Annotated in this window: 10 protein-coding genes and 1 pseudogene; 4 read left to right on the top strand and 7 right to left on the bottom strand. The window is 64.9% G+C overall.

The window, feature by feature from the left end:
- The 7 genes and pseudogenes from DN824_RS20010 to DN824_RS19980 form a co-directional block, all read right to left on the bottom strand.
- Positions 1-165: pseudogene (locus DN824_RS20010) on the bottom strand (alkyl hydroperoxide reductase subunit F); the annotation flags it as partial.
- Positions 166-288: 123 nt separating this feature from the next.
- Complete coding sequence (ahpC, locus tag DN824_RS20005) at positions 289-852, bottom strand: alkyl hydroperoxide reductase subunit C (RefSeq protein WP_138410119.1); 564 nt, start codon at positions 850-852, stop codon at positions 289-291.
- Between the two features lie 171 nt (positions 853-1,023).
- Positions 1,024-1,965, bottom strand: coding sequence for a Nudix family hydrolase (locus DN824_RS20000; protein ID WP_138410118.1), 942 nt, complete (start codon positions 1,963-1,965; stop codon positions 1,024-1,026).
- A complete protein-coding gene (locus tag DN824_RS19995; protein ID WP_138410117.1) occupies positions 1,962-2,594 on the bottom strand; it encodes a glutathione S-transferase family protein in 633 nt (210 codons plus the stop codon). The genes DN824_RS20000 and DN824_RS19995 overlap by 4 nt, the downstream gene beginning before the upstream one ends.
- A 120-nt stretch (positions 2,595-2,714) precedes the next feature.
- Entirely contained in the window at positions 2,715-3,932 is a 1,218-nt protein-coding gene (gene argJ, locus DN824_RS19990) for a bifunctional glutamate N-acetyltransferase/amino-acid acetyltransferase ArgJ (protein ID WP_138410116.1), read from the bottom strand.
- 124 nt (positions 3,933-4,056) lie between these two features.
- Positions 4,057-6,795, bottom strand: coding sequence for a preprotein translocase subunit SecA (gene secA, locus DN824_RS19985; RefSeq protein ID WP_138410115.1), 2,739 nt, complete (start codon positions 6,793-6,795; stop codon positions 4,057-4,059).
- Positions 6,796-6,900: 105 nt separating this feature from the next.
- Complete coding sequence (locus DN824_RS19980; protein WP_138410114.1) at positions 6,901-7,824, bottom strand: M23 family metallopeptidase; 924 nt, start codon at positions 7,822-7,824, stop codon at positions 6,901-6,903.
- An 82-nt stretch (positions 7,825-7,906) separates the two neighbouring features.
- Between DN824_RS19980 and DN824_RS19975 the strand changes: the two genes are divergently transcribed.
- The 4 genes from DN824_RS19975 to DN824_RS19960 all read left to right on the top strand — a co-directional run bounded on the left by DN824_RS19975 (position 7,907) and on the right by DN824_RS19960 (position 10,199).
- Positions 7,907-8,365 carry a DciA family protein gene (locus tag DN824_RS19975; RefSeq protein ID WP_138410113.1) on the top strand — a complete coding sequence of 153 codons (459 nt, stop codon included), beginning with the start codon at positions 7,907-7,909 and terminating at the stop codon, positions 8,363-8,365.
- Between the two features lie 112 nt (positions 8,366-8,477).
- Complete coding sequence (locus tag DN824_RS19970; protein WP_138410112.1) at positions 8,478-8,942, top strand: multidrug transporter; 465 nt, start codon at positions 8,478-8,480, stop codon at positions 8,940-8,942.
- Between the two features lie 71 nt (positions 8,943-9,013).
- Positions 9,014-9,844, top strand: a complete 831-nt coding sequence (locus DN824_RS19965) for an SDR family oxidoreductase (protein ID WP_138410111.1) — start codon at positions 9,014-9,016, stop codon at positions 9,842-9,844.
- 91 nt (positions 9,845-9,935) lie between these two features.
- Positions 9,936-10,199 carry a YebG family protein gene (locus DN824_RS19960; protein ID WP_138410110.1) on the top strand — a complete coding sequence of 88 codons (264 nt, stop codon included), beginning with the start codon at positions 9,936-9,938 and terminating at the stop codon, positions 10,197-10,199.
- Positions 10,200-10,282: the final 83 nt, after the last annotated feature.

The following is a 10,282-nucleotide window of genomic DNA, read 5'->3' as shown; positions in this document are numbered from 1 at the left end:
GTCGGTCTTCAGGGTGATCTTGTCGGTCAGACCGACGATGTCTTCCAGCAGCCCGTGCAGCTCACGGGACTTGGCGCCGTCATCGAGGGAGGCGACGATCTCGAACGGCAGGCTGACCTTTTCCAGGTAGGCCTTCAACTGAGTTTTAAGATTGGCGTCCAACATGACTGGCGTTACCTCTGGGGACATTAAAATCTGGTCATGAAAACGCCCGGAACGGAGACCGCCCGGGCGTTCGGGCTAGAGAGGCCGCCAGGCGGCCTCCGAAGCGAACAACCTTTCGGTTGCTTAGATCTTGCCAACCAGGTCCAGGGACGGAGCCAGAGTGGCTTCGCCTTCCTTCCACTTGGCCGGGCAGACTTCGCCCGGGTGGGAGGCGACGTACTGGGCGGCTTTCACCTTGCGCAGCAGGTCGGACGCGTCACGGCCGATGCCTTCGGCAGTGATTTCGACAGCCTGGATGATGCCGTCGGCGTCGACGATGAAGGTACCGCGGTTGGCCAGGCCCTGGTCTTCACGCAGGACTTCGAAGTTGCGGCTGATCTGCATGGTCGGGTCGCCGAGCATGGTGTACTGGATCTTGCCGATGGTTTCGGAGCTGTCGTGCCAGGCCTTGTGGGTGAAGTGGGTGTCGGTGGAAACCGAGTAGATCTCTACGCCCAGCTTCTGGAACTCTTCGTAGTGGTCGGCAACGTCGCCCAGTTCGGTCGGGCAAACGAAGGTGAAGTCAGCCGGGTAGAAGAAGAATACGGCCCACTTGCCCTTCAGGTCGGCTTCGGTCACTTCGATGAACTTGCCGTTCTTGAACGCTTGGGCTTTGAACGGCTTGATTTGAGTGTTGATCACGGACATCAGTAAAGACTCCTTCAGGGTTGAGAACAGTAAGTGGCGGTAACCTTAACCCAGCCAGTGGCCCATGGCTGATTGATTGCTGGAATAGGGTTGATTGCTTTCCTCTATCCAGCAATCCGGCAGCGCAAAGAGTGACACAGCTGTGAGTCGACCGAAAACCCTCGCATAGGTTCAGCTCGGCCAGAGCCCGCGGATCGCCGCGATGCCTTGAGCACCCGCCTCCCGCGCTCTGGCAATGTCGCCCTGCCCGAGCCCACCCTGGAGATAGGCGGGACGGTTGAAGGTTTCGAGCAGCTGCGCCGCCTTTTCCCAGCCGAGCACCTCGGCCTCGGGATGGCTCAGCGTACGCAGCGTGGGTGACAGTGTGACGAAATCCACCGCCAGATCCTGCGCCAGCGCCAGCTCCTCGGCATCGTGGCAGGACGCCGCCAGCCAGCCATCAGGACGAAAGCGCCCGGCACCGTCGGCCAGGCTCTTCAGCTGCCCCGACGTGAGGTGCCAGCCGGCTCCAGGGAAGTCACCGAGCCAATGCAGCGGCCCCTTGAGCAGCAGCTTCGCGCGACCATGACAGAGCGCCAGCGCCTCGCGGGCCAACCCCCGGTATTCGTCGGTCGGCAGCGCCGGAGCCCGCAACTGGATCAGGGCGATGCCCAGCTCCAGCGCCCGCGAAATGCCGGCCACCAAGGCGCCGGCAGCGCAATCATCGGGGGTGACGAGGTAGCGATCGGGCAACCGCGCCGCCGTGATGATCGCCTGGTTGGCCGCCGGGAAGGCGTACTGCGGCAGCGCGTCCGCGGCCACCCAGGCCAGGGGCTGGCCCTCGGCGCCTTGCGGCTCCCCGTCGAAGCGGGTGACTTCCCAGACATCCAGCAACACATGCTTGTCCGGATAGTCGTGGCGGATCTGGATCAGCCTGCGCGCGGCCGCGACCTCGATGGCCAGTTCTTCGCGAAGCTCCCGAACCAGCGCGTCGCGCACGGTCTCTGCGTGCTCGACCTTGCCGCCGGGAAACTCCCACAACCCACCCTGGTGCGCCGTCTCGGGCCGCCTGGCGATGAGAACGCGCCCCTCGGCACCCCGGATCACCGCGGCCGCGACATGGACACGCTTCATCCGCGCACCTCGCGCAGGGCTGCCTGATACCAGCGCTGGAAGGCCGGCCACTGATAGACCGTCTCGACATAGGCCGCCGCAGGCGATGGCAGCGATACCCGGTAACTGCGCAGCCGGGCGGCCACCGGGGCATAGAAGGCATCGGCGATGCTGGCATGGCCAAACAGGTAGCGGCCGTCCTCGCCGAAGCGTTCGCGGCAATCGGCCCAGATGGCGCAAACCCGCGCGATGTCGGCCTCGACATCGGCCGGAACCTCGGCCAGGGCCTGGTCGCGCGACAGGTCCATCGGCAAGTGGCTGCGCAATGCGCCGAAGCCGCTGTGCATTTCGGCGCAGATGCTGCGCGCCAGGGCTCGGGGGTACTCGCCGCGCGGCCACAGATGCGCCTCGGGAAAGCGCTCGGCCAGGTATTCGACGATGGCCAGCGTGTCCCACACAGGGCCTTGCTCGGTCACCAGCACCGGCACCTTGCCGGTGGGTGAATGAGCCAGCAGGCGAGCGCGGCTGTCCGCCTGGTGCAGCGGTACCATGACTTCTTCGTAGGGATCGCCGGTCAGTTCCAGCGCCAGGGCGGCGCGCAGCGACCAGGAGGAATGGTTCTTGTCGCCGATCACCAGTTTCAGGGCCATGCCGAGGCTCCTCGCATGAAGGTCGAAAGGTCAACGGACGTTAGAGGGCCGCGCCCCGAACAGCAAATTCCCGTTGTTCATGAGGCCATGAACAACGGGAATGGCAAGGCGGCCAAGCGATCAGGTGCGATATTCGGCGTTGATCTTGACGTATTCGTGGGACAGGTCGGTGGTCCAGATCGTCTCGCTGCAGGTGCCGCGGCCGAGCTCGATGCGGATACCGATCTCGCTCTCGGCCATCACCGCCGCGCCCTGTTCCTCGGTGTAGCTGGCCGAGCGCCCGCCCTTGCTGGCGATGCAGACGTCGCCGAGGTAGACGTCGATCTTGCTGACGTCCAGCTGCGCCACGCCGGCGCGGCCGACTGCCGCCAGGATGCGGCCCCAGTTGGGGTCGGAGGCGAACAGCGCGGTCTTGATCAGCGGCGAATGGGCAACCGCGTAGGCGACGTCCAGGCACTCCTGGTGGGTCGCACCACCGTTGACCTTGACCGTGACGAACTTGGTCGCGCCTTCGCCGTCCCGGACGATCGCCTGGGCGAGCTCCATGGACACCTCCAGCACCGCCTGCTTGAGCGCGGCGAACAGGGGGCCGGAGGTCTGGGCGATTTCCGGCAGCTGCGCCTGGCCGGTGGCGATCAGCATGCAGCAGTCGTTGGTCGAGGTGTCGCCGTCGATGGTGATGCGGTTGAACGACTTGTTCGCCGCATCGCGCAGCAGATCCTGCAGGACACCCTGGGCGACCTTGGCGTCGGTCGCGATGTAGCCGAGCATGGTGGCCATGTTCGGGCGGATCATGCCCGCACCCTTGGAAATGCCGGTCACGGTAACCGTCACGCCGTCGTGCTCGAACTGGCGGCTGGCCCCCTTGGGCAGCGTGTCGGTGGTCATGATGCCACTGGCAGCCGCAGCCCAGTTGTCGGGCGACAGGTCGGCGAGTGCCGCCGGCAGCGCGGCCTCGATCTTTTCCACCGGCAGCGGTTCGCCGATGACGCCGGTCGAGAACGGCAGGATCGCGCCCTCTTCGACCGACGCCAGTTCGGCCAGGCGGGCACAGGTGCGGATCGCGGCCGCCATGCCGGGCTCGCCGGTGCCGGCGTTGGCGTTGCCGGTGTTGGTCAGCAGGTAGCGCACGCTGCCGGTGACGCGCTTCTTGGCCAGCACCACGGGCGCGGCGCAGAAAGCGTTGGTGGTGAACACCCCGGCGACGGTGGAGCCTTCGGCGCAGCGCATCAGCACCACGTCCTTGCGGCCAGGCCGCTTGATTCCCGCCGAAGCGATACCGAGTTCGAAACCGGGAACCGGGTGCAGCGTGGGAAGAGGACCGAGACCGACGGGCATGGGAGCGCTCCTGAAAAAATGAAGCCGAAAGGTATCGGATCAGACCCGTTCGGCGCGGATGGATTCAAAAACGCCGCGAGCAGCAGAGCCGGTCGCGGCGCGGGTCACAGGTGGGCTGAGCGGATCAGTTCACCTGGCCGTGGCAGTGCTTGTACTTCTTGCCGGAGCCGCAAGGGCACGGCTCATTGCGGCCGATCTTGGGCTCGGTGCGTACCGGCGACGGCACGATGGCGACATCGCCCTCCACCTCCGGCTCGTTCTCGGGCTGGTCCAGCGCCGACACCTCGGCATGCTGGAACTGCATGCGCTGGGCCAATGCCTCGGCTTCGCGGCGCAGGCGCGCCTCTTCCTCGACCGGGTCCTCGCGGCGCACCTGGACATGGGAAAGCACGCGGATGGCATCGCGCTTGATAGACTCGAGCAGTTCCTGGAACAGGGCGAACGACTCGCGCTTGTATTCCTGCTTCGGGTTCTTCTGCGCATAGCCGCGCAGGTGGATGCCGTGGCGCAGGTGATCCATGGTCGACAGGTGGTCTTTCCAGAGGTCGTCGAGCACGCGCAGTACGATCTGCTTCTCGAAGGTCCGCAGCGCTTCGCTGCCAGCGGCCTCTTCCTTTTCCTGATAGGCCGCGAGCAGCGCCTGCATGATGCGCTCGCGCAGGGTCTCCTCGTACAGCTTCTCGTCTTCGTCCAGCCACTGCTGGATGGGCAGTTGCAGGCTGAAATCGCTGTAGAGGGTGGCTTCCAGGCCGGAAATGTCCCACTGCTCGGGCAGCGACTGAGGCGGGATGTGCTCGTTGATCGCGGCGGTCAGCGCGTCTTCGCGGAATTCGGCGATGGTCGCGCCGATATCGCCCGCGGCCAGCAGGCTGTTGCGCATGTGATAGATCACCTTGCGCTGCTCGTTGGCCACGTCGTCGTACTCGAGCAGTTGCTTGCGCATGTCGAAGTTGCGGCCTTCGACCTTGCGCTGGGCCTTTTCGATGGCGTTGGTGACCATGCGATGCTCGATCGCCTCGCCGGACTCCATGCCCAGCGCCTTCATGAAGTTCTTCACCCGGTCGGAGGCGAAGATGCGCATCAGGCTGTCTTCGAGCGACAGGTAGAAGCGGCTGGAGCCGGCATCGCCCTGGCGACCGGCGCGACCGCGCAACTGGTTGTCGATACGCCGCGACTCATGACGCTCGGAAGCGATGACGTGCAGGCCACCGGCTTCGAGCACCTGCTGGTGACGCTTCTGCCAGTCGGCCTTGATCTGCGCGACCTCCTCTTCGCTCGGGTTTTCCAGCGCGGCGACTTCCACTTCCCAGTTGCCGCCGAGCAGGATGTCGGTACCGCGACCAGCCATGTTGGTGGCGATGGTCACCGCGCCCGGGCGACCGGCCTGGGCGATGATCTCGGCTTCCTTGTCGTGATGCTTGGCGTTGAGCACCTTGTGCTCGATGCCCTGCTGCTGCAGCAGTTGCGAGACGTACTCGGAACTCTCGATCGAGGCGGTACCGACGAGCACCGGACGGCCCTGGGCCTGGCACTCCTGGATGTCCTTGATGATCGCAGCAAACTTCTCTTCCTGGGTCAGGTACACCAGGTCGTTGTAGTCCTTGCGCGCCAGCGGCTTGTTGGTGGGGATCACCATCACCGGCAGGTTGTAGATCTGGTGGAACTCGAACGCCTCGGTGTCGGCCGTACCGGTCATGCCCGACAGCTTCTTGTAGAGGCGGAAGTAGTTCTGGAAGGTGGTGGAGGCCAGGGTCTGGCTTTCGGCCTGGATGGGCAGTCCTTCCTTGGCCTCGATGGCCTGGTGCAGACCTTCGGACAGGCGCCGGCCAGGCATGGTGCGACCGGTGTGCTCGTCGATCAGCAGCACCTGATTGTTCTGCACGATGTATTCGACGTTGCGATGGAACAGCTTGTGGGCGCGCAGCGCCGCGTACACGTGGGTCAGCAGGCCCAGGTTGTGAGCCGAGTACAGGCTCTCCCCTTCGGCCAGCAGGCCGGCCTGGGTGAGCAGCTCTTCGATGTACTGATGGCCCTGCTCGTTGAGTTCGATCTGACGGGTCTTCTCGTCGATGGTGAAATGACCTTCCTGGGTCACCACACCCTCTTCTTCCTCGACGTGCTGGGTCAGACGCGGAATCAGCAGGTTGATCTGCTGGTAGAGCTTGGAGCTGTCTTCGGCCTGTCCGGAGATGATCAGCGGCGTGCGGGCCTCGTCGATGAGGATCGAGTCGACCTCGTCGATCACCGCGAAATTGAGCTCGCGCTGGAACTTGTCTTCCAGGCTGAAGGCCATGTTGTCGCGCAGGTAGTCGAAGCCGAACTCGTTGTTCGTGCCGTAGGTGATGTCCGAGGCGTACGCGGCGCGCTTTTCTTCCGGCGGTTGGAACGGCGTGACGATGCCGACCGAGAGGCCGAGGAATTCGTACAGCGGGCGCATCCAGTTGGCATCGCGGCGAGCGAGGTAGTCGTTGACGGTCACGACATGGACGCCCTTGCCCTCGAGCGCGTTGAGGTACACCGCCAGCGTCGCGACGAGGGTCTTGCCCTCACCGGTGCGCATTTCCGCGATGCGGCCTTCGTGCAGGGTCATGCCGCCGATCAGCTGCACATCGAAATGGCGCATCCCCATCACCCGCTTGCCCGCCTCGCGGCATACGGCGAAGGCTTCGGCGAGGATCTGATCGAGGGTTTCGCCTTTGCCGAGGCGTGCCTTGAACTCTTCGGTCTTGCCTCTGAGCTGTTCGTCGGACAGCGAGATCATCTGCTCTTCGAGCGCATTGACGGCCTGGACCGCCTTGAGCATGCGTTTGACTTCACGCTCGTTCTTGCTTCCAAAGAGTTTCTTCAACAAAGGCGCAAACATATCGGCAAAAACTTCCACTCTGGGGATGGAGGGCACGACCGCGGGCCGCCACGGTTTCGTGCGAAGGGGGCATTCTACTCGGAAACCGTTTTGAGGAAAGCGACCTTATTGCGCCGTGCCAGCACGGGCGATGTAGCTGGCCGGATTGACCAGGCGGCCGTCCTTGCGGACTTCGAAGTGCACGTGCGCCCCGGTGGAACGCCCCGTGCTGCCGACCAGCGCTATGGCCTGGCCGCGCTGCACCAGATCGCCCACCTGCACCAGATTACGCTTGTTGTGCGCGTAGAGCGTGGTGTAGCCATCGGCGTGGCTGACTTCCACCAGATTGCCGTAGGCGCCGCTGCGCTCGGAGCGCGTCACCACGCCGGCCGCCACGGAAAGCACTTCACTGCCCGCCTTGGCGGCGAAATCCATGCCGTTATGGGAACTCAGGCGTCCTGTCAGCGGATCGCTGCGCCGGCCGAAGGGAGATGAGACATAACCCAGCTTGACGGGGCGCCCGGACAGGCTCTCCGCCTCGCTGACGCGCCGGTCGGCCAGCAGCTGCTCCAGCACTTCGAGCTGTTGTTCACGGCTGTCGAGGCGCACGGCCAGTTCATCGAGCGCCTCCATGAAGGACGGCGGACGATAGTCGACGCCATCCAGCGGCTCTTCCAGCCCGCCCCGCCCGACATCGAGGGAGAAGTCGAACTCGCTCGCGTCCAGGTCGGCCAGCTCGGTAAGGCGCTCGCCCAGCGCGTCGAGGCGTGTCAGGCGCGCCTGGAGATCGGCGACGTGCACGCTGAAGGCGTCGAGCTGGCGCTGCGCATCCTCACGGGTGCTGTCAATGCGGGCCAGCTGCTCGCTGAGCAACTGCGCCGCGCCGTGCGGTTCCGGTGCCTGGACGGTGGGGGTCATCCAGGACCCCAGCGCGGCGCCGCCGGCCGCGACCGACAGCAGCACGCCGGCCAGCGCACCGCAGAGCAGGCGCAGGTCGAGGTGAAGCGATCGCGTCGCGCCGTTACGGCGGCTCAGCATGATGATGTGCATGTATCGTCGTCCCTCAAGTGAAGACGCAGGCCGGTCGCGATGATCTGCTACCATGCCGGCTGTTCATTCCCAGGCTTGCGCCATGTCCTTTCGTCCCTTGCCGGCCCGTGCTTCCGCCGCGCTGCTGCGTGAAGCGAAGCCACTTCGGGCCCTGTTCGGCGAAGCTCAACGGCTCGCCAGACTGCAACAGTTGCTGGAAAGCCAGCTGCAACCTGCCGCGCGGGAACACTGCCGCGTGGCGACCTGGCAGCAGGACGCCCTGCTGCTGATCGTTACCGATGGTCACTGGGCTACCCGGCTGCGCTATCAACAACGTCGGCTATTGCGCCAACTGCAGGCATTCGAAGAGTTCCGGACCTTAACGAAAATACATTTCAAGGTGCAACCGCCCGACGCCCAAAGGCGTGCAGCTGGTCGCATAACCACTATTTCGGCCTGCGCATCGGAGAACATCAAGGCAACTGCCGAAGGAATCTCCGACCCGCGATTGCGCGCCGCGCTCGAACGACTGGCCAGCCACACACAGGCACCCGAGCGCTGAAACGCCTAGAGACACCTGTGTCCCGTCAGCTCGTTACCCCATGCGCAGGGCACGTTAGGATGTGGCCATTCGCTCTGCCGACGTACCCGCTCATTCGCTAGGAGGCTCATAGATGCTGATCGGCGCCCTGCTCGTCGTGGCCTGGTTCGTACTGCTCATCCGCTATCCCCTAAGGGCTTTGCCGATTTCGCTCGGTGCCCTGGTCGGGCTCGGCCTGGTCGCCGCCTGGGTGCTCTGGCAGGAGCATCGCGAGAGCCAGCTGCTGGCACGCCTGGAAATGCGGCTGAGCCATTCACCGACCCACTGCCCGCCCGACCGCCCGCTGCAGGTCGAGCTGCGTAACCTCAGCGACAAACCCCTGCAGAGCCTGCGCTGGGACATCGCCGCGTTCACGCCGGGCAGCCAACTGGATCTGGTGACCTCGGCCTTCGAGGCGCCGCGCTACCAGGGGCCGGGCGATCTGCAGCCCGGCCAGAGCTGGCAGACCTGCCTGCCGACCCCGCCCCTGCGTCCGGGATACCGCGCCAGCTCCCTGGAGTATCGCGCCGAACGCCTGCAGGGCAAATTCGCCGACTGATACCCACGGCAAGACAGCCAAGCCCCGCAATCGCTATGCTGCGGCCTTCCTTATATAAGCAGGAGGCTGCCATGCCGACACCCGTCGCACTCATCACCGGATGCTCCAGCGGTATCGGCTTGGCGCTCGCCGAAGCCTTCCGGACGGCGGGGTACCGTGTATGGGCCACCGCCCGCAAGGCGTCCGATCTGGCGGCACTCGATGCGGCGGGGTTCGTTTCCTGGCAGCTCGACGTGAACGACGCCGACATGATCGCCTCGCTGGCGGCGGCGCTGACCACGCAGGAAGGCCGTCTCGACGTGCTGATCAACAATGCCGGCTATGGCGCCATGGGTCCGCTGCTCGATGGCGGTGCCGAGGCGCTGCGCAGGCAGTTCGAAACCAACGCCTTCGCGCCCGTCGAGCTGACCCGTGCCTGCTTCGGCCTGCTGCGCGCATCGAGCGGCCTGGTGATCAACATCGGCAGCGTCTCCGGTGTGCTCGTCACCCCCTATGCCGGCGCCTACTGCGCCTCGAAGGCGGCGATACATGCGATCAACGAAGCCTTGCGCCTCGAGCTGTCGCCGTTCGGCATCGACGTCATGGAAGTCCAGCCCGGGGCCATCGCGTCGCGTTTCGGCGAGCATGCCAGCGAAGAGGTCGATCGACTGGTGAGCGAGGCCTCACCCTGGTGGCCGCTCAGGCAGAGCATCCACGCCCGGGCGCGGGCCTCCCAGGACAACCCGACACCCGCGAGCGAGCTGGCCGATGCGGTGATCGCCGCAGTGTCCCGACCCAGGCGGCCCCGCCTGCTGCGCATCGGCAACGGCAGCCGCGCTCTGCCGCTGCTGGCGCGCTGGGTGCCCGCGACCCTGACCGACGCACTGCTGAAGAAGCGCTTCGGGCTGAACGGGCGATTGTAAACGGAGCGCTCGCCTTCTCAAGCCAGTTACTGTATAAATAAACAGTTATCGCATGTAGCGAATCACTTGACCAATGGAGCGGAGGTGGCAAATGGCCGTCGAAGTGGTGTACCGCAGCAGCCGGGATCTGGAGCGTTTATTCATGGATAAAGCCGAAGCCGACCGTTACGACAAGATGCTGGAACTGGCCGAGGCCCTCGCCACGGTGTTGCACAAGGCGGTGCCATCCCTGACCGAGCAGCAGACCGAAGAGGTCGGCATCTACATGGCCAAGCATCGCGAACTCTTCGCCAAGGCGTTCAAGAGCAGTCCCGAGGCGCTCGCGGAACTGCCTGCGGACGACAGCGCCAACTGACCTGCGGCAAGGCTTTGCCGGTCGGATGAAAAGCCTGGGCCACCAGGAAACTGTTACTCGGTATTTGGGTCCACTGCTGGCAG

It is taken from the genome of Stutzerimonas nosocomialis (assembly GCF_005876855.1).
Taxonomy (GTDB): Bacteria; Pseudomonadota; Gammaproteobacteria; order Pseudomonadales; family Pseudomonadaceae; genus Stutzerimonas; species Stutzerimonas nosocomialis.
Note: the sequence above shows the minus strand (reverse complement) of the source record. Positions and strands in the feature narration are given on the sequence as shown.

Coding starts and splice junctions, on each gene's coding strand:
- DN824_RS19970 (WP_138410112.1), top strand. CDS start 8,478: ATGCTGATCGGCGCCCTGCTCGTCGTGGCCTGGTTCGTACTGCTCATC.
- DN824_RS19965 (WP_138410111.1), top strand. CDS start 9,014: ATGCCGACACCCGTCGCACTCATCACCGGATGCTCCAGCGGTATCGGC.
- secA (WP_138410115.1), bottom strand. CDS start 6,795: ATGTTTGCGCCTTTGTTGAAGAAACTCTTTGGAAGCAAGAACGAGCGT.
- DN824_RS20000 (WP_138410118.1), bottom strand. CDS start 1,965: ATGAAGCGTGTCCATGTCGCGGCCGCGGTGATCCGGGGTGCCGAGGGG.
- DN824_RS19995 (WP_138410117.1), bottom strand. CDS start 2,594: ATGGCCCTGAAACTGGTGATCGGCGACAAGAACCATTCCTCCTGGTCG.
- DN824_RS19960 (WP_138410110.1), top strand. CDS start 9,936: ATGGCCGTCGAAGTGGTGTACCGCAGCAGCCGGGATCTGGAGCGTTTA.
- DN824_RS19975 (WP_138410113.1), top strand. CDS start 7,907: ATGTCCTTTCGTCCCTTGCCGGCCCGTGCTTCCGCCGCGCTGCTGCGT.
- DN824_RS19980 (WP_138410114.1), bottom strand. CDS start 7,824: ATGCACATCATCATGCTGAGCCGCCGTAACGGCGCGACGCGATCGCTT.
- ahpC (WP_138410119.1), bottom strand. CDS start 852: ATGTCCGTGATCAACACTCAAATCAAGCCGTTCAAAGCCCAAGCGTTC.
- argJ (WP_138410116.1), bottom strand. CDS start 3,932: ATGCCCGTCGGTCTCGGTCCTCTTCCCACGCTGCACCCGGTTCCCGGT.